The sequence below is a fragment of the Actinomyces oris genome (genome assembly GCF_001929375.1).
Taxonomy (GTDB): Bacteria; Actinomycetota; Actinomycetes; order Actinomycetales; family Actinomycetaceae; genus Actinomyces; species Actinomyces oris_B.
Genome location: NZ_MSGO01000061.1, coordinates 1 through 21,642 on the forward strand (window position 1 = coordinate 1; position 21,642 = coordinate 21,642).

The window sequence follows — 21,642 nt, forward strand, 5'->3', positions numbered from 1 at the left end:
TGTTTCAAGTGCCTCATCGTGCCTTTCTGCATCGTCTAGGTAACAGGCGAGGTTGCTGAGGGCCATGGCGAGGTCGGGCTTGTAGACGGTTGGGTACTGTTCAGCTAGGTCTCGGTAGAGGTCGACGGCGTCCTGGCCTGTTTCAAGTGCCTCATCTCGTCCGTTGGTTTCAACCAGATGCTTGGTGAGGCTAATGAGGGATCTGGCGAGGGCGGGCTTGTAGGTGATCGCGTCTTGTTCGGGTAGGCCTCGGTAAAGGTTGACGGCGTATCGTGAAGCGGTCATTGCTCTGCCGTACTGGCCAACCTCGCCAAGTCGATTAGCGAGATTGTTGAGGGACTTTGCGAATGTGGGGGTGAAGGTTGCCGGGTTATTTTTGTGTAACTGCTGATATAGTTTCGTAGATTTGCGAGCCGCTTTTAAGGCTTCGTCTCTCCTTCCGGTATTGGCTAGGCGGATGCTAAGCGATAGGTGTCGGGAAGCATAAGTTGATTTCTCGTATTCAGTGGAATCATTTTGAGGTGCGGTGATGCTTGCTGCGTGTAGCGCCAATTCGCAGGCTAAAGAATCGGTTAGATATCCGCTTGATAAGGATTGTTCTGCAGTGTGGGCTTTGTGTGGCTCTGTGTGAGGGAATACTGTGCTAAAGAGTTTTGCGAACCCTACTGCGAGGTCAGGGTTCTGCGAGTCAACGGCCTGCGTTTGGATGGCTTGAGTGACTTCCGTCAGTACGTCGTTGAGAATTCGCCCCACGTGCTCGTTGAGTTTGGGGTTTGCTGATGCGCGTTCCAGGACGGTCCAGGTTCGTAGTGATGACGTTCCCACTCTGCTTGGGGATAAAAGCTCTCGGAGAAGAGGTGTTAGGTTATCGCTCTCGGAGACGACGAGGTGCTCACCGATGCGGTCTGGCGTGAGATGTGCGCACCATAAGACCGCGTGTCCGTCACCGTTCATGTGGGGTGGATAGCAGTCTCGCAGCCACTTTGCCAGGTCCCTGATGTTCTTGTCGGGTCTGGCTGGTAGAAGATTGAGGAGGCTGATAGCGTCCTCCTCATCCTGGATGTCGGCGAGTGTGGCTGCAGCCACTGCCTGGCGCGCCAGTTTCCGATTGGGGTCATCTTGATCGTCAGCCTCATCTTGAATGTCGGTGGAGGTTGCGGGGTCTTCTTTCTGGCGGTCTTGGGTAGTGTTGCAAGCGAGGCTTGGTGGCCAGTGGTATGACCAGTAGTTTTGCTCGTGAAGAAGAACTGCCTCGAACAAGTCGTCCGGTGAGCAACCGCGCTGGGCGTTCGGTAGGGGGCGTGCGTTCAAGAACGCGTATATTATGACGAGCAGGGGCTGGGAGTACATGGGATCATTGAGTTCTTCAAGCAGTTTGCTTGACGGCGGCGAGTCGGGTGGTTCAGAGAATGACTTGTATGCTGCTTCAAATAGGTCCTTTCGGTCACTGTTGGACAGTTCTTCTTCGTTGAGCACGATCGTTGAGGCGGCGTCGAGACGGCGATTGATGCCTTCGTTTTTATCATCTCGCTCACCTATTTTGGGGATGCTTTGTGGGCGAAGTGAGTCAACCCATTCGTTGGAACTTTGTTGGGTGATGGGAAGCGGCGAAGGCCGACGAACTAGGAAGACGATTCGAACTCGTTGTCTCTCGGGGTTCTCGGCGGCACGATAGGCGGTGTTGATAATGCGTTTCGCTGTTTCCGGCTGCGCTTCGGCGTAATCCATAACGAGCAAAAGGGAGAGTGAGTTGCCCGGGGGTGTACTCTCGGACTCCTCGATGTCTTGGAGGAAGCCCGTTTTCCATTCCTCAGTAACTCGACGATGGGGGCCTGGAGCGTTGAGGCGTCGACAGAGCTCCACGCCGAGGCGAGTCTTTCCAGATCCACCGTCCCCGCCCAGAACGTAGATCGCGAATCTTTCCTCGCTTCGCGCCCACGTCTCCAGGCGGGTGAGCACCTTCGCGCGGTCAAGGAAGGGGACCGGGGATGATTTAGCACTCAGAAGTCGGACAATGCTGAGTTCTTCCGGCGTGTTTTCCTGCCGTGGCTGGATAGGTTTGAAAGTCAGCGTTTTTTTGGTGCCTCCCATTGAGAACGGAAGAATATTTGCTGGGAGTTGCTGTTTGCGTGCGGCGACACGTTGTACGTGCCGCTCCTGTTTCCATCTCTTCCACGCTTGTTTGCCGAGCCAGATCGCTAGAGGGAGGGCCACCGCCGTAATGATGAACGTGATGGAGGGATGGTCCTTCCATAGGGCGTCCAGTGGGGCGAACCAGTCAAGCCACGACTGGTCGGATGGTGGCGTGGGCGAGGGTATAGGCGAGGGGGACGGCTCTGTCACGGTACGGACCTCGGGGAGAAGAGGAAGACTGCTGTAGGGCAGTCTACCGAGCAGCCGCTCGGTTTCTCATGGACCTCCCGCTGCTGATATCGCAGAGGGCCTCGTGGCCCATCGCATGCGGCCGCTTTGCGTGCCGATCAGTCGCGGCCGTTCCCCTCAGCCTCGATCTGGCTGGCGACGGCGTTGAGCTCCTGGCGAATGCGGGCCGCCTGCTTCGGCTGCCCGCACCAGTCGAGGATGGCCGCGCAGACGTCCAGGGAACGGGCGAGGTCGATGATGAAGGATCCCGGGTCGTGGCGAGCCAGCTCCCGCCGGATCTCGGTGGCCTCCCGGATCGTTGCCAGCGCCTCGGGCCGGTTGCCGGTCGGCGACAGGTAGGTGGCGAGGTCATGCAGGGACTCGGCTAGATCCGGTAGGTAGTCTTCGTCCGTGCGGGCCAGGTACCGGTAGATGCTCACGACCTCCCGCGCCGCGGAGACCGCCTCATCATCTCGTTTGAGGTCGTTCATGCCGATGGACAGGGTGCGCAGGGCCGTCGCAAGCTCGGATGCGTACCTGGAGGGATCGTCGTCGACCAGAGGGCGGTACAAGCCGATGGCCTCCTGCGCTGCGGCCAGGACCTCGTGTTGCCTCCCGGTCTCCCCGAGCTCAACGGCGAGGACACCCAAGGACTTCGCCAACCCGGGTGTGAAAACATCCGGGTTCATCCGGGCGAGATAGCGGTACACCTCGGTGGCCTCCCGGGTGGCGGTCAGAGCCTCTTCCGAGCGTCCGGCCGCGTTTAGACGGATGGCCAGGTTGCTCAAGGACTTGGCCAGCCCCGGTGCGAAGGCGTCGGACTCGCGGTGAACGAGCTTCCGGTCGACGTCCACGGCCTGGAACGCAGCGTCAATGGCCTCATCTCGGCGCCCGGCGGCCGACAGGTGAATAGCGAGGTTGTGCAGGGCCACGGCGAGGTCGTACAGGTCGGCCGTGGAATCGCTCTGCGCCAGCTCGCGACGCACCCGGACCACCTCCTGCACGACATTCGCCGCCTCATCGCGTTGTCCGACCGCATACAGGCGCGAGGAGAGGTTGACGAGAGAGCCGACAAGATCGGAGTAGTGAGCATCGGGGTCCTCGTCGGCCAGCCTGCGGAACAGGCCGACGGCCTCCTCGCTCATGGCCAGGGCGTCGTAGCTGCGCCCCTCGTGGGCCAAACAGCTGGAGAGCGTGTCCAGGCAGCCCGCAAGACGGGAGGTGTAGGAGGCCGGATCCTCCCGGGACAGCTCCCGGTAGAGACCGGCGGCCTCCTGCGCGTTCGCCAGGGCCTCGCCGCCCTGCCCGACGTCGATCAGACTGAGGGTGAGGGTCATCAGGGCCCAGCCGAACCAAGGACGGTAGGCGGCGGGATCCTTCTGCATCATCCGCCTGAGGATGTCGGTCCCCTCATGGGCGGCATCCAGAGCCTCCTGCGGTTTCCCAGACTTCTGTAGAGCTCCGCTCAGGTCCAGTAGCTGAGAGGCGCGGTCCAACTGGGCGTCGTCGTCGGATACAGGGGGAGCGGAGCCGGACATGCCATCGGTCCTTCAGGGAGGGGATCGGGTGTGCTTATGAGTTTAGCGAGTTTCGTCGGCTCGGATGCGGGTGGTGCCGGCTGGCTCGGGGAGGGGAATGGCACGCGGGGGCCGTCGCAGCGGGCTGGCTCTGATCGGGAACGTACTTCTGCCACGAGAACTGCGATGTCCTGCAGACCACTGGGGGCGGGGTGCAGTCGTCTGTGGGAAAAGTACGTTCCGGACGGAGAACGCAGTCCCCGATCCGCCCGGCTTCGCGTCCCACACCCGCGTCCGCACCCGCCGGGCCGGTGCCACCCCTCAGAGGCTCCCGTCGACGGCCCCCAACACCCTCTGCTCCGTGGCGGCCTCGATCTCCTGGCGGATGCGGGCGGCGTCGTCGGACACGGACGGAGACGCAGGGGTGGAAGGCGCCATGTCATCGGCCCTCCCCGAGGCGCATGACGAGCATGTCGCGCTCGTGCCGCAGACGGGAGGACTCCTCAACCAGTCCGCAGAACTCCAGGATCGTCGCGTTGACGTCAAGCGCGCTGATGAGGGGGCGGCTGAAGGACTGCGGATCGTGGTCGGAGAGGCTGCGAAGGAGAGCCGTGGCCTCCCGGGAGGCGGCCAGCGCCTCGTCGTTCCGCTCGGCGTTGGCCAGGCGCTTGGCCAGATCGATGAGCTCCGTGGAGAGCCTGTGGGAGTACGCGGCCGGGTTGTGCTGCGCCAGGCTCCGATAGAGCGAGACCATCTCCTGCTCGGCGACCAGTGCCTCGTCGAGGCGCTCGCCCCGGGTCAGCACGATGACGAGATTATTCAGAGCCTTCCCGAAATCGGAGGTGTACTGACCGGGGGTCTCCCAGATCAGCCGCCTGTACAGGGTGACTGCCTCCTGCGCGGTGTCCGCGGCCTCCCTGTACTGCTCGGCACCGGCCAGGTGACCGGTCAGATTCGTCAACGATGCTGCGAGTTCACCGGCGTAGGCGCCGGGATCGGACTGAACCAGTCTGCGTCGGATGCTGACGACCTCCTGAGCGGCGACCAGTGCCTCGTCGCGCCGTTCGGTGCCGCGCAGCCGGTTGGCGAAGGTGTTCAGGGCCATGGTGAGTCCGGAGGCGTAGGCCGAGAAGTCGGCCTGCGCCAGGTGCCGGTAGAGGTTGACGGACTCCTCGGCGGCGGCCACGGCCTCGGTCTCCCGTTCGGCCGCGTGGAGGTCGATCGAGAGGTTGTTCAGCGCCTCGGCGAGCTCTGCGGTGTGTGCGCCAGGGTCGATCTGCGCCAGGTGACGTCGGATGCTGACGACCTCCTGGGCGGTGTTCAAGCCCTCGTCCTGATAGCCGGCCTCGCCCAGGCGCACGGCAAGAAGATTCAGAGCCGTGGCGAGATCGGCGGTGTAGGCGCCGTTGGACCGCGCCAGGTCACGCAGGGCACCGACGGCGTTACGCGCGGCAGCGACAGCCTCCTCCGATCTGCCGGAGCGCGACAAGCCGGCACTGAGATCCAGCTGTTGGGAGGCGTAGTCGTACCTGGCTCTGTCCTGTGGGTAGGAGGCGGACATACGACGGTTCTTTCAGTGAGGGGGCGAGTGCGCTCAAGAGTTTAGCGAGGCTCATCGGCTCAGAGGTGGGGTGGAGGTGGGGAGTGGTCTCCATCAGCGGGGCCCTCAGCCTGTCGACGCGAGTGGTCGGATGCCTCAGAACCCGTTGACGGAGGTCTCCAGAGCCACATCCTCCGTCACGTCCTCGCTCTCCTGGCGGATGTGGGCGGCGTCGGCCTTCCTGCCAGTCCACTCGAGGACTGAGGCGTAGGTTTCCAGAGCGCCGGCGAGCCCCTGAGCGAAGTCCTCCGGGTGCCTGCGGGCCAGACCCCGGTAGGCGATAACCGCCTCCCGCGCAGTCTCCAGGGCCTCGTCCCGGTGACCGGCCTCGGCCAGGCGCTTGGCGAGCCGGTGCAGGCACGGAGCCAGCGCCGGGGCATGAGTCACCGGGTCGCGCTCGGCCAGCTCCCGGCGGATCTCCGCCGTCTCCCGGATCGCGGCCAGGGCGGCGGATCGGTCCCCGACATCACCCAGGCACGTGGCCAGGTTGTGCAGGCAGGCCGCCAGGTCCGGCCTGTAGGCGGTCGGATCGATCTGAGCCAGGCTCCGGTAGAAGGTGACCGCCTCCTGCACCGCGGCCAAGGCCTCGTGCGCACGCCCGGCCCGGCTGAGGTTCAAGGTGAGGATGTTGAGCGCCCGAGCCAGGTCGGCGGTATGAGGCGCCGGGTTGGTTCGGACCAGCCTCCGGTAGATGTCGATGGCCTCCCAGGCCATCACGAAGGACTCCTGCAGCTGCCCGGCCGTGTACAGGTCGACGGCGAGGACATACAGGGACTCAGCCAGAGCCGGGGTGTCAGTGCTGGGGTTGCTGCGCACCAGGGTGCGCCGAATGCTGACCACCTCCCGTGCCGCAGCCAGCGCACGCTCCAACCCGTCGGCCTCACGCAGACAGACGGCCTGGACCGTCAGGGCGTCGGCCAGATCGGGCAGGTAGGTGTCGGGGGCACTGTGGGCCAGAGCGCGAGCGAGGCCGATCGCCTCCTCAGCCGCGGCGAGAGCCTCACGGTGCCGACCCGCGTCGCTCAGACGCCGCGCCAGAGTCCCCAGAGCGTGAGCGACCCTGGGCGAGTGGAGTGCAGGCGTGCGGCGGGCCAGTCCCCGGTAGAGCGCGGCGGCCTCCTCGGCCGCCTCCAGGGCCTCGTCCCGACGCCTGACGGCGGCCCCGCAGACGGCCAGCACCTCCAGGGCTCCGGCAAGATCACCGGTGCAGGAACCGCTCTTCTCCTCATCGAGGCGGCGGTAGAGACCCACGGCCTCCCGGGCCTGCTCGAGGGCCTCATCGACGTAGCCCACCGCGCGCAGCCTGGGGGCCAGACGCGCCAGGTCCGCCGCGAGCCGGCGTGTGTGCACATCCGGATCAGCCCGAACCAGGCGCCGTCGGACAGTCAGGGCCTGCTGGGTGGTGACGACGGCGCCGCTCGGTCGGCCGGACTCGCTCAGACAGCAGGCGAGCGTGACCAGCGCCTGAGCCAACCCGGTCTCCTCGCCGAGGGGATCATCCCGCCTCAGGCTCCGGTAAAGATCAACGGACTCCTGCGCGCTGGCCAGGGCGTCACGCAGATCGCCGGAATCGCCCAGGTCGACGGCGAGGCGGCACAGAGCCTGTGCCAGACCGGAGGCGTGGGCGTCGTAGTCGTGACGGGTCAGGCGCCGTCGGATCCGGACCGTTTCTCGTAAGACCGCAACCCCCTCACGCCTGCGGCGCGCCTCGCGCAGACGGGTCGCCATGACGGCCAGCCCCTCAGCGAGGTCGGGCAGGTACGTGCCCGGGTCGAGCCAGGCCAGGCCCCGAAGAACCTGGCATGCCTCCCTCGCGGCATCCAGCGCCTCCCCCCGGCGGCCCGACTCGGCCAGGCGCTCACTGAGCTCCAGCAGCCGACCGGCGCGAGCAGCCCCCTCGGGGGCAGCACAGGGAGAGGTCGACATGTCTGACAAGCCTCAGGAATAGGGGGAATGTGGTGGGCTCACGCTAGACGGTGCGTGCGGGCCTCCGCGATGGGGAGAGGTCACCAAAGGCGCACCCGGCCAGGGGCTCCTTTAGAATCGGCGCTGTGCCGGCAGGCTGCCGGCACAGCAGGCACAGTGATCGTAGGGAAGGGAGCCGGTGTGAACACGCTGTTCAGCCTGAACCACGTGGGGGTTCAGGTCGTCGCGATGCTCGCCACCTTCGTCCTGTGCCTGACGCTGGGCGCCGAGCGCCACCTGCGCCACAAGGACGCCGGCGTCAAGACGCACGTCCTGGTGGGACTGGGCTCGTGCCTGTTCACCCTCGTGTCCGCCTACGGCTTCGCCCCGATCACCGGCTCGGATGTCGCGGTGGACCCCAGCCGTGTGGCCGCGCAGATCGTCTCCGGTATCGGCTTCCTGGGAGCCGGGGTCATCTTCGTCAACAACGACACCGTCCGGGGCCTGACCACCGCCGCGACCGTCTGGCTCAGCGCCGCCATCGGCATGGCCTGCGGGGCGGGCATGATCCCCCTGGCGGCCACGGCGGTCGCACTGGACTACATCGTGGTCCTGCTGCTGGGTCCCCTCACCTCGCGCCTGCAGCGCCGCCGCGGCGAGATGACCGTGCGCATCGACTACGAGATCGGCCGCGCCATCATGCCCGAGATCCTCCAGGTCGCCACCGCATCGGGCTTCACCGCCACCCTGGAGGAGACCGAGGTGACCCGAGGCGAGCACGGGCGCACCATGAACGCCGTCATGCGCTTCCACGGGCAGCGCCCCACCGCCAACCTCATCGAGGCCCTCTCCGGGCTCGACGGCGTCGACGGCGTCGAGTGCCTCGAAGGGGGCCGGCTCGACTGAGCCCGCCCCTTCCTACTCCAGGGCGCGGATGATGGCCTCGACCGTGTCCTTGGCGTCGCCGAAGAGCATCGAGCTGTTCTCCCGGAAGAAGAGCGGGTTGTTGACCCCGGCGTAGCCGGTCGCCATGGAGCGCTTGAAGACGATGACCCGGCTGGCCTCCCACACGTGCAGCACCGGCATGCCCGCGATCGGGGAGCCCGGCTCCTTGGCGGCCGGGTTCACGGTGTCGTTGGCGCCGATGATGAGGACGACATCGACCTCGTCGAAGGAGTCGTTGACCTCATCCATCTCCAGGACGATGTCGTAGGGGACCTTCGCCTCGGCCAGCAGCACGTTCATGTGCCCGGGCAGGCGGCCCGCCACCGGGTGGATGCCGAAGGTGACCTCCACGCCCTCCGAGCGCAGCATCTCGGTCAGCGTGGCCACCGGGTACTGGGCCTGGGCGACGGCCATCCCGTAGCCGGGGGTGATGACCACGCGCCGGGCGGACTGCAGCAGGTGGGCCACCTCGCCGGCAGTGGTCTCGTGCACCGTGCCCTCCTGTCCGGAACCGCTCGAGGCGGCACTGGTGGAGTCGGTCCCGTAGCCGCCCAGCAGCACCGAGACGAAGGAGCGGTTCATGGCCTGGCACATGAGGTAGGACAGGTAGGCCCCCGAGGAGCCCACCAGCGCCCCGGTGATGATGAGCAGGTCGTTGTCCACCATGAAGCCGGTGAAGGCGGAGGCCCAGCCCGAGTAGGAGTTCATGATCGAGACGACCACCGGCATGTCTCCGCCGCCGATGGCCAGCACCAGGTGCGCACCCAGCGCCAGCGCGATGAGCGTCATCACCGCCAGGAAGGCCCAGCCGGCGGCGGAGCCGGCCGGCGCCATCATGAACCCCACCATGAGGAGCAGGGAGCCGATGAGCGCCCCCAGGTTGAGCAGGTTGCGGCCCGGCAGCGTCAGTGGCCGCCCCGGCACCCGGCCGGCCAGCTTGAGGGCCGCCAGGACCGAGCCGGTGAAGGTCACCCCGCCGACGAACACGCCCAGGAAGACCTCGCCCAGGTGGAAGGCCCCCAGCGAGGCGGACAGGGCGTCGGGGGAGACGTAGGAGTTGTAGCCCACCAGGACGGCGGCCAGCCCCACCAGCCCGTTGAGCACGGCGATGAGCTGGGGCATCCCGGTCATGGCCACGCGCCTGGCCACCACCAGCCCGATGACCGAGCCCAGGGCCAGTCCCATGGTGATGAGCAGCAGCGTGGGCAGCACGCCGCGCGCCGGGTGGTTGCTCAGGGCCAGGCCGATGGCGGCGAGCACCGCCACGCCCATGCCGACGGCGCCCGCCACGTTGCCGGCCACGGCCGTCTCATGGCGGGACAGGCCGGCCGCGGCCAGGATGAACAGGATCGCGGCGGCGATATAGGCCAGGACCACCGGTGAGGGCAGCGACGGCACGGCGGCGATCAACGTGCTCGACGACGTGGCCGGCATCAGGATGTGAGTCATCATCTGCTCCCTCACCTCAGTCCTTCGTGAACATGGCGAGCATGCGGTGGGTGACCGCGAAGCCGCCGACGATATTGATGGTGGCCAGGACCACCGCCGCCAGGCTGATGGCGCTGATGAGCGGATGGGGGTGGCCGACCTGCGAGATCGCCCCGACCAGGATGATTCCCGAGATCGCGTTGGTCACCGACATCAGCGGCGTGTGCAGGGCCGGGGTCACGTTGGAGATGACGTGGAAGCCCAGGATCACCGAGAGCATGAGCACGATGTAGTGGCTCGTGGCGGCCGACGGCGTCACCAGCACCAGGGCGGCGGCCACGAGGGTCGCGGCGGCCAGCCCCAGCCACTGCCGGGAGCGCGAGCGCGCCTGGGCCGCGCGGGCGGCCTCCTGGGCGGCCGCCTCGTCGGCGGCCGTCCGCTCCGGCTGGCTCGGGGCGGGGGCGGCCGAGACCTGGATCGGGGGAGGGGGCCACAGCAGCTCACCGTCGTGGGTGACCGTGATGGCCCGAACCACCTCGTCGTCCAGGTCCAGGGCGAGGGCCCCGTCCTTGTCGGGGGTGACCAGGCCCAGCAGGTTGACGATGTTGCGCCCATAGAGCTGGGTCGCCTGCGCGGGCAGCATCCCCGCCAGATCCGTGTGCCCCACGATCGTGACGCCGCCGTCGGTGGTGACCACCTGCCCGGGCACCGTCAGCTCGGTGTTGCCGCCGGTGGCCGCCGCCATGTCGATGATGACCGATCCGGGGCGCATGGCCTCGATCGCGGCGCGGTCCAGGAGCACCGGGGCGCGGCGCCCCGGGATGCTCGCCGTGGTGATGACGACGTCGGACTCGGCGGCCTGCTGGGCGTAGAGCGCGTTGGCCGCGCTCGCCTGGTCGGCGCTCATCTCCTTGGCGTAGCCGTCGGAGGACACCTCCTGGGCGCTGGGCAGCGGCACGAACTGCGCCCCCATGGAGCGCACCTGGTCGGCGACCTCCGGGCGCACGTCGGAGCCGCGCACCTGTGCGCCCAGGGAGCAGGCGGTCCCGATGGCGGACAGGCCGGCCACGCCCGCACCGATGACGTAGACGGTGGCGGGCGGGAACTTGCCGGCGGCGGTCACCTGCCCGCTGAACAGCCTGCCCAGATGGGAGGCCGCCTCGATGACGGCGCGGTAGCCGGCCAGGTTCGCCTGCGAGGAGAGCACGTCCAGGGACTGCGCCCGCGAGATCCTGGGGACCACATCCAGGGCCAGGGCGGTGATGCCTCGCTCGCGCAGTGACTCGAGGAGCTCGGGGCGGCGCGCCGGGTCCAGCCGGCAGATGAGGACCGCGCCCCGGCTCATGAGCGCCAGGTGCTCCTCGGCGGGGGCCGAGGCGCTCACCACGACGTCGCAGCCCCAGACCTGGGCCCCGCCGGCCACCCTGGCCCCGGCGGCCTCGTAGGCCTCGTCGGGGAACTGCGCCCGCGCCCCGGCGCCGCTCTCAACCAGGACCTCGTAGCCCAGGCGGATCATCCGCTCCACCGTCTGCGGGCTCGCAGCGGCGCGCGGCTGATCGGCCGGCTCACAGGGGACTCCGATACGCATAGTGCCTCCTTGCACGATGTGAGTGCCGCCGTGGGCACGTCGCAAGAAACTATCGGCAAGATAGAAGGTGATGCGCCCCTGGGCAAGGGACTGTTAGTGCTGAGTCGGAGACATGGGCGGCGGCGCGCGCCGCAGAGGCGTCCGGCCTCCCGTGGGGGAGGGCTGCGGCGGTGGACGGAATAACGGAGCTCAGGGACGTGCCATGTCCCAGCAACGGGCGCCCCCGGTCATACCGGCCTCGTTGGGGACCACGACGACGTCGTCGCCGATCCTGGCCAGCTGGGCCGCCGTGATCCGCCGCGAGTTGCCGCCGCCCAGGTAGAGGCGGTCCCACAGGTACATGGGGCGCAGGGCGTCGACGACGCGGCGCACCCGGCGCGACCAGTGGGCGTCGCCCAGGCGCAGGCGCTCGTGCTCGCCGATGTAGTCGTCATAGGTCAGCCCCCAGCGCACCGGCCCCTGGGAGACCTCCACGTGCGGGGCCAGGACCCCGTTGTCGAAGACGGCGTTGCCCAGGCCCGTGCCCAGGGTCACGATCATCTCCAGGCCGTGACCCGTGACGACGCCGGCCCCGGCGACCTCGGCGTCGTTGAGGACCAGGGAGGGGATGCCCAGGACCCTGGAGACGGCGGTGCCCATGTCGAAGCGGGCCCAGGCCTCCACCAGCTCGGGCAGGACCTTGGAGCGCGGGCCGTCCTTGGTGATGTAGTGCGGCGTGGCGACGACGACCCCGTGGCGGATCATGCCCGGCATCCCCACCGTCACCCGGTCCGCGCCCGGCAGCTGGGAGGCCAGCGAGGCGATGGTCTCCACCAGCTTCGTCGGTGGCAGCGGGTAGGGGGTCGGGGTGCGCACGGCGCGGGAGATGATGTTGCCCTCGCAGTCCAGCACCGAGGCCTTGATGCCGCCGCCTCCGCAGTCCACGGACAGAGTCGTTGTGCTCACGGCCGCGAGCCTAGTGGAAGCGCGAAGCCGGTGCGGTTCAATGGGGGGCATGCCACGCATCCGCCTCGACCTGGCCTACGACGGCACCTTCTTCTCCGGGTGGGCCGCCCAGCCCGGGCTACGCACCGTCGAGGGGGTCCTCACCTCCGCCCTGGCCACCGTGCTGCGTGAGCCCGTCCGCCTCACCGTGGCCGGACGCACCGACGCCGGCGTCCACGCCGCCGCCCAGGTGGCCCACCTCGATACGAGTCCCGAGGCCTGGGCCGCACTGCCCGGACGCTCCCAGCGCCTCCCCGAGGCCGCCCTGCTCACCCGGGTGGCGGGCGTCCTGGCCCGCGAGGCCCAGGAGAGCCTGGCGCGCACGCCGCGTGGGGCCGGCGACCTCGTCGTCACCGGGGCGCGCACCGTGCCGGAGGCCTTCGACGCCCGCTTCGGCGCCCTGAGCCGCCGCTACACCTACCGGATCGCCGACGCCGACGCCCCGCGCGACCCCGCCCGGCGCGCCACCGTCCTGTGGCTGCCCGATGCGCTCGACGTCGAGGCCATGGACGCCTGTGCCCGGCCTCTGCTCGGCGAGCATGACTTCCTGTCCTACTGCAAGCCCCGCCAGGGCGCCACGACGATCCGCGCCCTGCGTACCCTGCAGTGGCGACGGGCCCAGGCCGGGCCGGATGCCGGGCTCGTGACCCTGTGCGTCGTCGCCGACGCCTTCTGCCACTCCATGGTCCGCTCCCTGGTGGGGGCCGGCCTGACCGTCGGGCAGGGACGCAAGCCGGTCAGCTGGCCCGGCGAGCTCCTGGATGCCCGCACGCGCCAGAGCGCCGCCCCCGTCGCCCCGCCGCACGGGCTGACCCTGGAGGAGGTCACCTACCCGCCCGACGACGAGCTCGCCGCCCAGGCCGAGCGCGCCCGCACCACCCGGCGTCTGAGCTGCTGATCCACGGCCAGGAGGACGTCGAGCCGCGTGGTGCGATTCACGGAACTGGGCAGCCGCACCTTTTGACCCTCCTGCTGGGCGCCCGGTACTGTTGGTAATCGTCGTGCAGCACACGTGTGCGTGTCCGCGGTGCCGTCCCACTCGCCCCGGATCGCCTGTGCTCCGACCGCTCACCTGACCATGGTGGTCTCGCCGAACCGCGAACGCTTCACCGCGCTTCGGCGTGCCCACTCGCCAAGAGAAACGAAGGCAACGCCCGTGCGCACGTATACACCGAAGCCCGGCGACGTCGAGAAGAACTGGTACGTCATTGACGCCACCGACGTCATCCTGGGTCGACTCGCGGCCCAGGCCGCCACCCTGCTCCGTGGGAAGCACAAGCCCCAGTTCGCCCCCAACGAGGACTGCGGCGACTACGTCGTCATCATCAACGCCGACAAGGTGGCTCTCACCAACGGCAAGGCTGACAAGAAGTTCGCCTACCGCCACTCCGGCCACCCGGGTGGTCTGACCGCCGTCTCCTACCGCGAGCTGCTGGCCACCCGCCCTGAGCGCGCCGTCGAGAAGGCCATCAAGGGCATGGTTCCCCACACCAAGCTCGGTCGCGCCCAGCTCAAGAAGCTCAAGGTCTACGCGGGTGCTGAGCACCCGCACGCCTCCCAGAGCCCGAAGCCGTTCGAGATCACCCAGGTCGCCCAGTAAGCGCTCCAGCGCTCGGCACCCCGCGACAAGCAAAGGACATATCGTGGCTGAGACCACTGTCGACATTGACGCGCTGGACGAGGAGAACGCCCCCTCCAGCTACACCACCGAGACCGAGGAGTCCGCTCCTGGCCGCGGCCAGTCCATCACCGCCCCCGGCTCCGGCCTGGGTCGCCGCAAGGAGGCCGTCGCTCGCGTGCGCCTCGTTCCCGGCACCGGCCAGTGGACGCTCAACGGCCGCTCCCTGGAGGACTACTTCCCCAACAAGCTGCACCAGCAGCTCGTGCGCGCCCCCTTCACCATCCTGGACCTCGAGGGCCGCTTCGACGTCGTCGCCCGCATCAACGGCGGTGGCGTCTCCGGCCAGGCCGGCGCCCTGCGCCTGGGCATCGCCCGCGCGCTCAACGAGATCGACCGTGAGGCCAACCGCGCCACCCTGAAGAAGGCCGGTTTCCTCACTCGCGACTCGCGCATCGTGGAGCGCAAGAAGGCCGGTCTGCACAAGGCCCGCCGCGCCCCCCAGTACTCCAAGCGCTGATCGGGCGAGGTCCTGGCCGAGCCGGCCGGGCCTCCCTCCGCTCGCCTACGACGGCGGCCGTCCCCTTCCCGGGGCGGCCGCCGTCGTCATGTGTCAGGGGTGGAGGGCAGCCGCCCGGGCGGCGCCGTCGGGGCCGGTACGCAGCCGGCATGCAGCCGATGCGCCAGGTGAGGGGCGCCATCTCGGGTACGAGCCGGCGGGTCGGGGCCGACGCAGGACATCAGACCTTGTGCGCTGGCCGAAGGTTGGGCCCCGATGTTCGGCGCCCCGTGGCAGGATGGTGCTGTTTCATCACCCTTCAGGAGGATTTCCATGGCTCGTCTCTTCGGAACCGACGGCGTACGCGGCCTGGCCAACGACCTGCTCACGCCCACCCTGGCCGTGCAGCTCGGTGAGGCCGCGGCCCGCGTTTTGACCAAGGACACGTCCGCCGCACGGAGCTCGCGCAGCGGCCGTCCCCGCGCCATCGTGGGGCGCGACACCCGCGCCTCTGGAGAGTTCCTCGACCACGCCATCAGCGCGGGTCTGGCCTCCTCCGGCATCGACGTCACCCGCGTGGGCGTCCTGCCCACCCCGGCGATCGCCCACCTGACGGCCACCCAGGACATCGAGCTGGGCGTCATGATCTCCGCCTCCCACAACCCCTTCCCGGACAACGGCATCAAGTTCATCGCCCGCGGCGGCTACAAGCTCGCCGACGCCGTCGAGGACGAGATCGAGGCCCTTCTGGGCAAGGTCAGTGACCGCCCCACCGGCGCCGACGTCGGCCGCGTCATCAAGGGTGAGACCGTCGCCGACCAGAACTACATCAACCACCTCGTCGATTCCGCCGCCACCGACCTGTCCGGGCTGCGCATCGTCGTCGACGCCTCCAACGGTGCCGCCTCCGCCGTCGGCCCGGCCGCGTTGCGGGCCGCCGGTGCCGAGGTCATCGTCATCAACGCCTCCCCGGACGGCCTCAACATCAACGACAGCTGCGGCTCCACCCACCCCGAGCAGCTGCAGAACTACGTCACGGCGGTCGGGGCGGACATGGGCGTGGCCTACGACGGCGACGCCGACCGCTGTCTGGCCGTGGACGCCGACGGCCAGCTCGTCGACGGCGACCAGATCATGGGCATGCTCGCCATCGGCATGAAGGCCGACGGCACCCTCGGCTCCGACACGCTCGTCGTCACCGTCATGAGCAACCTCGGCCTCATCCTGGCCATGCGCGAGCACGGCATCCGCACCGTCCAGACCGGCGTGGGCGACCGCTACGTGCTCGAGCGGATGCTCCAGGGCGGCTACACCCTGGGCGGCGAGCAGTCCGGGCACGTCATCGACACCGTCCACGCCACCACCGGTGACGGCGTGCTCACCTCCCTGCACGTGGCCGCGCGCGTCAAGCGCACCGGCAAGACGCTGGCCGAGCTGGCCAGCGTCGTCACCCGCCTGCCCCAGACCCTCATCAACGTCAAGAACGTCGACAAGGGCTCCGCCAGCACCAACAAGGCCGTGCAGGACGCCGTGGCCTCCGCGGAGAAGGACCTGGGCGAGACCGGTCGGGTCCTGCTGCGCCCCTCGGGCACCGAACCGCTTGTGCGCGTCATGGTCGAGGCCGCCACCCAGGAGGAGGCCGACCGCGTGGCCCGTTCCCTGGCCGACACCGTCAAGAGCAACCTCAGCCTGTGAGCTGACGGCGGGTTCCTCCCCCGGGGCCGGTCGCGGGCGCAGCCACCAGGACGGTGGCCGGCGTTGCGACCGGCCCCGGCCCGTGGAGCACCGCCTCACGGCGATGGGGGAGAATGGACCCGTGACCTCCCCGTACCGCCTGGCTCTCCTGAAGGAGCCGCCGACCTGGCAAGGCCGGCCCCTGAGCGGGAGGAGCCTTGACCTGCTCGCCGTGCTCGCCGGCAGCCAGGACGCCAGAGTGAGCGACAGCGCCCTCATCGAGGCCCTGTGGCCCGACGATGCCCCGGCCCGGCCGCTGCGGGCGCTGCACGTCGTCGTCTCCCGGCTGCGCGCCGTCGTGGGGGAGGGCGTCGTCGAGCGCAGCGGCGACGGGTACCGACTGGATCTGGCGGAGGCGGAGGCTGATGTCCGGGACCTGTCGGGCAGGGCGCACCGGGCCCGGGCCTGCGCCGCCGCCGGCCAGTGGGAGCAGGTCCTCGATCTCACCGACTCCCTGCCGCGGGTGCCCGTTCCCGACAAAACCGATGACAACGGTGGAGCAGGAGCCGCCCCTATGGCCCTCTTGCGAGAGCGGGCTGCAGCCCTGACCGAGGGGGCCCGCCGCGACCGGGGGCTCGCCCTGGAGGCCACCGGTGAGCACGAGCAGGCCGCGGACCTGCTGCGCGAGGCCGCCCAGCGAGACGCCGGAGACGAGACCGTCCTGGCCGCCCTCATGCGCGCCGAGTCCTGGGTGCGCTCACCCGCTGCGGCCCTGAAGATCTACGAGCAGTACCGCCGTCGGCTGCGCGATCTGGGAGCCGTGCCCGGCCCGGCCATGCGCGCCGCCCACGAGGCCGTCCTGGCCGCCGAGAGCCCCGTGCGCCACGGCCTGCAGCCCGAGCCCGAGCACTTCCTGGGGCGCGAGGCGGACGTGACCGGTGTTCTCAAGGCCCTGAGCACCCACCATCTGGTGACGCTCACCGGCCCCGGCGGTGTCGGCAAGACCACCCTCGCCCAGGTGGTGGCGGCCCGCAGCCGCCGCCCCGCCGTCTACGTCGTCGCCCTCGCCGAGGTGTCACCCGGAGCCGATCTGGCCAGGGTCCTGCTCGACGCCGTCGGAGGCCCCGCCGTGGTCAACGGTGACCCGGGCCGCGATCTGGCCGCCGCCCTCTCCCAGCCCGGAACCGTCCTGGTGCTGGACAACTGCGAGCACCTGGCCGACGAGGCGGCCGACCTCATCGGGCCGCTCCTGGCCGCCTGCCCCGACCTGCGCATCCTGGCGACCTCGCGCCGCCCCCTCGACCTGGCCGCGGAGCACGTCCACCGCCTCGAGGCCCTCGATGCGGCCTCGTCGACCGAGCTGTTCCGCGCCCGCGCTCTGGCCGCCCGCCCCGGCCAGGTCATCGACGATGACGACCTGGACAAGCTCCTGCGACGGTTGGAGGGCATCCCCCTGGCCATCGAGCTGGCCGCCGCGCGCACCCGCAGTCTGTCAGTCGGCCAGATCGCCGAGCGCCTGCCCGGCAGACCCGATCTGCTCACCGCCGCCCGCGACGCCCCGGCCCGCCAACGCACCCTGACAGCGGTCATCGAATGGTCCTGGAACCTGCTCGACGCCGCCGAGCGTCGCGCCCTGGCTCGGCTGGCCCTGCTCGCCGACGGCTTTACCCTCCTGCCTGCGGAGGCACTCATCGGTGCGCAGGCCGCCGACCTCCTCGACGCCCTGGTCTCCCACTCCCTGCTCGTGGTGCGCGACCACGGCCTGCCCCGTTTCCACATGCTCGTCACCGTCCGCGACTTCGCCCTGGCGCAGCTGTCCGCCTCCGGCGACGAGGCCGAGGCCCGCGCGGCCCTGCACCAGTGGACGGTGCACCTGTGCTCGCAGATCCGCTTCCCCATAGACGCCGGCGACTTCGGCGACGCCCGGCACCCGGAGGCGCGCCACCACGACCGTCTCTTCCAGCAGGTCGCCCACGATGAGGCCGTCATCCTTCAACAGCTCGACCGGCTCCTGGCACAGGCCGACGGCCACGGCACAGATCACCTGCCGGCGGAGCTGCGTGACGCGATCTGCCTCATCGGCGCCGCACTCATGCGCCTGTGGAGCGTCACCTGGAGCTATGAGCGCATCGCTGACTACGGAACGCGCCTCATCGGTCCCGCCGCGCAGCCGGCCCAGGACCCGCACGGGAACGAGGCCGGCCTGAGCGTCCTGGCCATGTGCGTCACCCTCTTCGGGCTCCTGAGCCACGTGCCCGCACAGGTCCGCTCCCTGCTGCCTGCCTCCTTCGACGGCGAGGGGCCGTTCTCCCGGGTGAGGCGCTTCCTGCGTGCGAGCGACGCGCAGTGGCCCGAGCTGATAGACGACGCCGACCCCTGGGTCGCCTGGGCGGCGACCCGCTGCCTGGCCGCCCAGCAGGAGGACGACGGCGACCCTCAGGCCTCCCTGGAGACCATCGAGGCCCTCCTGGGGCGGCTCCACGGTCACGACCTGGCCGGCATTCACCTGCTCGAGCTGCACCTCCACCGGCTGCAGGTGCTCATGTCCCTGGGACGCTACAGCCAGGTCATTGACGCCTGCTCGCGCGCCCAGGTGCTCCTGGAGCGGGTCCTGCCCAGCTGGGGCGAGTTCTTCCGCACGACACTGCACATGGAGGGGGCCTACTGCGCGGTCTACCTCGATCCGCGTCCCGAGACGGCGGACAGGCTGCTGGAGAGCCTGGAGCCCGTCGACCTGCCGGGAACCATGCGCTTCATCGCCCGCTCCGTGCGCGGCGAGCTGGAGCTCACCCGTGGGAACGTGCGCACCGCCGCCCTCATCCAGCGCGTGAGCCTGCGCTACGCCGGGAACTGGCGCTCCATCCTGGGATCCGGCTCCCAGTGGGAGCTCTACATCCTGAGCATGTGCCTGGTCACCGACGTCGAGCTCAGCCCCGACGACGCCGTCGAGCTCGATGCCCGAGCCATCCGCGCCCGAGCCACCTCCCTGCTGCGTGAGATCCTCTCCGACCCCGCCCCGCGGCAGCGCGACATTCCCACGATCATGGCCTTCGCCGCGGCCGTCGGCCTGTCCGTCGTGGCTGCTGAGGACGTGGGCTCCGACCGGCGGGCGGCGGGGGCCGAGCTGGTCGCCACCGCCCTGGCCGTGGGCACCAACCAGACCTGCCGCCTGCTCTCCCACGACTACCTGCGCAGCCGCACCGAGCGGCTCGACGCCCGGGCGCTGGCTCAGGCCGAGGAGAGGATCCGGCCCTTGGGGCGCGGCGGGCTCGTGGCTCACGCCGCCGACCTCGCCGGCCGTCTGGCGGGCGAGGTCGGCTGAGTCCCTGACCGGCGGCTCAGGCGTTGCGCCGCTGGTAACGCACGACCGTCAGGGGAGCCATGACGGCCAGGACCAGGAGCGAGCCGATGATCGCGGCACGCACGTCCCCGGCTGAGCCCGCTGTTCCGTCCAGCAGATAGCGGCAGCCGTCCACGATGTGTGAGACCGGGTTGTTGCGCACGAAGACCTTGAGCCAGCCCGGAAGCGTCGAGGTGGGCACCATGGCGTTGGACAGGAAGGTCAGTGGGAACATGATGATCACCGAGAAGGAAGTGACCGCCTGGGCCGAGGAGAAGATCGTTCCCAACAGCAGGAAGATCCAGGCGATGGCCCAGGCGCAGCCCGTCGCCAGGGCGATGGCGCCGAGCGTCCCCGACCATCCGTTGACGGGCCGGTAGCCCAGGACGCAGCCGGTGAGTACGGTCAGCGAGGTGCAGATGAGGTAGCGCAGCACGTCGGAGACCATGGGGCCCAGGACCGGTGCGATACGGGACATCGGCATGGTGCGGAAGCGGTCGAAGACGCCCTTGTCCATGTCCTCGCGCAGGTCCACGCCCACGCTCTGGCTCGTGGTCAGCGCGTTCATGATGACGAGCCCAGGGACGATCGTGGGCAGGTAGGCCTTGACGTCGCCTGCGATGGCGCCGCCGAAGAGCTCGCCGAACATGACGGTGAACATGATCGGTTGGAGGAGGACGTCGAAGGACTCCCCGGGGTTGCGCACCATGGTGATGAGCGAGCGCCAGGCCATGGCCAGGGTGTCCGGGATGAGCCTGGCCTCGCTGAAACGCGGGACGCTGGGGGAGAGGGAGGTGCTGGTCGGTGTGGTCGCGGTGGCTGAGACGGTCATGACTGCTCCTGAGAGTCCGAGGTGTGGGCGGATGGGGAAGCGGGTGAGGCCGCGTCGTCGTGTCTCCCGGGCTGCCCGGTCAGGGCCATGAAGACCGAGTCCATGCTGGGGCGGTCCACCGAGACGGTTCTGGGGGACAGGCCGGCGTCGCGCAGGGCCACGAGCACCTCGGTGGCCACCGAGGCCTTGCTCAACGGCGTCTGCAGGTGGGTGCCCTGGTCGACGGTCGCGGGGGCGTGACCGGTCACTCGCTCGATGATCGCGGCGGTGGCCGCCTGGTCCTCGGGGGTCGCCGGGGTTAGTACCAGGGAGCTGCTGCCCACCCGGTCCTTGAGCTCATCGGGTGTGCCCTCGGCGATGAGAGATCCGGCATCGATGATGCCGACCCGGTGGGCCAGGCGGTCGGCCTCCTCCAGGTACTGGGTGGTCAGCAGGATCGTGGAGCCGCCCTCCACCAGGGAGCGGATGACATCCCACATCTGCTCGCGCGTGCGCGGGTCCAGGCCAGTGGTGGGCTCGTCGAGGAAGACGAGCGGGGGTCGGGAGATGAGCGAGACCGCCAGGTCCAGTCGGCGCCGCATCCCACCGGAGTAGCCGCTCACCCGCTTGCCACCGGCCTCAGTGAGGCTGAAGGCGGCCAGCAGCTCGTCGGCCCGCTCACGCGCCCGGCGCCGGCCAAGACCCAGAAGGCGCCCGAAGAGACGCAGGTTCTCCACCCCGGTGAGCGTCTCGTCGACGCTGGCGTACTGTCCCGTCACCCCGATGAGACTGCGCACCGCGTGGCGCTCGCGGACGACGTCGTGCCCCAGGACCATCGCCCGGCCGCGGGTGGGGGCCAGCAGGGTGGTGATCATGCGCAGCGCCGTCGACTTACCCGCACCGTTGGGGCCGAGCAGGCCGTAGACGATGCCGGTGGGGACTTCCAGGTCGAGGCCGTCGACGGCGGTGAAGGAGCCGAAGGTCCGGGTCAGGCCATCGGTCCTGATGGCCGGGGCCGCGCTGGATGAGGGTGATCTGGTTGCTGTTGATGTGGTCATGCCACCAAGGCTGGCTCCGCACAGTTTCAAAGCGGTTTCACTGAGACGGGGCTGAGTTTCACACCGTTTCGTCCGACGACGGCGTCGAGCCGAACGGCAGAAGCTACGATCCTCATGAATCACTCCAGAACCCCGTTACCTTGTTGGTGGCCCCGGGTGGCCCGGGGCTGGGCCACCCGGGGCCACCAATAAGGTGACGGTCCGAAAGCTGCGAAGAGCCAACGTGATCCTGAGGAGCGCGTCGGCTTGTCTATCGCGGCGGAGTGTGAGCGCCCGTCGCGCTGATCTGCCGGTACATCGAGGCCAGGAAGGAG

The 21,642-nt window shown here is 69.1% G+C and carries 15 protein-coding genes; 6 read left to right on the plus strand and 9 right to left on the minus strand.

Translation table 11 applies throughout. From position 1 onward, the window contains the following. From BKH32_RS13750 to BKH32_RS11805, 4 genes are all read right to left on the minus strand, one after another. Positions 1 to 2,343, minus strand: a 2,343-nt coding sequence (locus BKH32_RS13750; protein ID WP_143222827.1) for a tetratricopeptide repeat protein, incomplete at its 3' end; no start/stop codon positions are given. Positions 2,344 to 2,480: 137 nt separating this feature from the next. Then, positions 2,481 to 3,899, minus strand: a complete 1,419-nt coding sequence (locus tag BKH32_RS11795) for a tetratricopeptide repeat protein (protein ID WP_075250202.1) — start codon at positions 3,897 to 3,899, stop codon at positions 2,481 to 2,483. A gap of 418 nt (positions 3,900 to 4,317) precedes the next feature. Next, positions 4,318 to 5,439 (minus strand): tetratricopeptide repeat protein, encoded by a 1,122-nt coding sequence (locus BKH32_RS11800; protein WP_075250203.1) that lies wholly within the window; start codon positions 5,437 to 5,439, stop codon positions 4,318 to 4,320. A gap of 135 nt (positions 5,440 to 5,574) precedes the next feature. Next, positions 5,575 to 7,404 carry a tetratricopeptide repeat protein gene (locus tag BKH32_RS11805; protein ID WP_075250204.1) on the minus strand — a complete coding sequence of 610 codons (1,830 nt, stop codon included), beginning with the start codon at positions 7,402 to 7,404 and terminating at the stop codon, positions 5,575 to 5,577. 228 nt (positions 7,405 to 7,632) lie between these two features. On the opposite strand from BKH32_RS11805, the gene BKH32_RS11810 reads away from it, so the two are divergent. Next, a complete protein-coding gene (locus tag BKH32_RS11810; protein WP_430383805.1) occupies positions 7,633 to 8,289 on the plus strand; it encodes an MgtC/SapB family protein in 657 nt (218 codons plus the stop codon). Between the two features lie 12 nt (positions 8,290 to 8,301). Here the strand turns inward: BKH32_RS11810 and BKH32_RS11815 are convergent, their stop codons facing one another. The 3 genes from BKH32_RS11815 to BKH32_RS11825 all read right to left on the minus strand — a co-directional run bounded on the left by BKH32_RS11815 (position 8,302) and on the right by BKH32_RS11825 (position 12,289). After that, positions 8,302 to 9,780 (minus strand): NAD(P)(+) transhydrogenase (Re/Si-specific) subunit beta, encoded by a 1,479-nt coding sequence (locus tag BKH32_RS11815; RefSeq protein ID WP_075250218.1) that lies wholly within the window; start codon positions 9,778 to 9,780, stop codon positions 8,302 to 8,304. Between the two features lie 13 nt (positions 9,781 to 9,793). Continuing rightward, positions 9,794 to 11,344 (minus strand): Re/Si-specific NAD(P)(+) transhydrogenase subunit alpha, encoded by a 1,551-nt coding sequence (locus tag BKH32_RS11820; RefSeq protein WP_075250206.1) that lies wholly within the window; start codon positions 11,342 to 11,344, stop codon positions 9,794 to 9,796. 189 nt (positions 11,345 to 11,533) lie between these two features. Continuing rightward, entirely contained in the window at positions 11,534 to 12,289 is a 756-nt protein-coding gene (locus BKH32_RS11825; protein WP_143222828.1) for an ROK family protein, read from the minus strand. Between the two features lie 49 nt (positions 12,290 to 12,338). Here BKH32_RS11825 and truA point away from each other — a divergent pair, with 49 nt between their 5' ends. From truA to BKH32_RS11850, 5 genes are all read left to right on the plus strand, one after another. After that, positions 12,339 to 13,226, plus strand: coding sequence for a tRNA pseudouridine(38-40) synthase TruA (gene truA / locus BKH32_RS11830; protein ID WP_081376800.1), 888 nt, complete (start codon positions 12,339 to 12,341; stop codon positions 13,224 to 13,226). 258 nt (positions 13,227 to 13,484) lie between these two features. After that, a complete protein-coding gene (rplM, locus tag BKH32_RS11835) occupies positions 13,485 to 13,928 on the plus strand; it encodes a 50S ribosomal protein L13 (protein WP_075250208.1) in 444 nt (147 codons plus the stop codon). A gap of 43 nt (positions 13,929 to 13,971) precedes the next feature. Further along, positions 13,972 to 14,466 carry a 30S ribosomal protein S9 gene (gene rpsI, locus BKH32_RS11840; RefSeq protein WP_003789348.1) on the plus strand — a complete coding sequence of 165 codons (495 nt, stop codon included), beginning with the start codon at positions 13,972 to 13,974 and terminating at the stop codon, positions 14,464 to 14,466. Between the two features lie 312 nt (positions 14,467 to 14,778). Continuing rightward, a complete protein-coding gene (gene glmM, locus BKH32_RS11845) occupies positions 14,779 to 16,140 on the plus strand; it encodes a phosphoglucosamine mutase (protein ID WP_075250209.1) in 1,362 nt (453 codons plus the stop codon). Positions 16,141 to 16,261: 121 nt separating this feature from the next. Further along, complete coding sequence (locus tag BKH32_RS11850; RefSeq protein WP_256691829.1) at positions 16,262 to 19,441, plus strand: AfsR/SARP family transcriptional regulator; 3,180 nt, start codon at positions 16,262 to 16,264, stop codon at positions 19,439 to 19,441. 16 nt (positions 19,442 to 19,457) lie between these two features. Here BKH32_RS11850 and BKH32_RS11855 read toward each other — a convergent pair whose 3' ends face one another. Both BKH32_RS11855 and BKH32_RS11860 read right to left on the minus strand, forming a co-directional pair. Continuing rightward, positions 19,458 to 20,291 carry an ABC transporter permease gene (locus tag BKH32_RS11855; RefSeq protein ID WP_075250210.1) on the minus strand — a complete coding sequence of 278 codons (834 nt, stop codon included), beginning with the start codon at positions 20,289 to 20,291 and terminating at the stop codon, positions 19,458 to 19,460. After that, complete coding sequence (locus BKH32_RS11860; protein WP_075250211.1) at positions 20,288 to 21,328, minus strand: ATP-binding cassette domain-containing protein; 1,041 nt, start codon at positions 21,326 to 21,328, stop codon at positions 20,288 to 20,290. The genes BKH32_RS11855 and BKH32_RS11860 overlap by 4 nt, the downstream gene beginning before the upstream one ends. Positions 21,329 to 21,642: the final 314 nt, after the last annotated feature.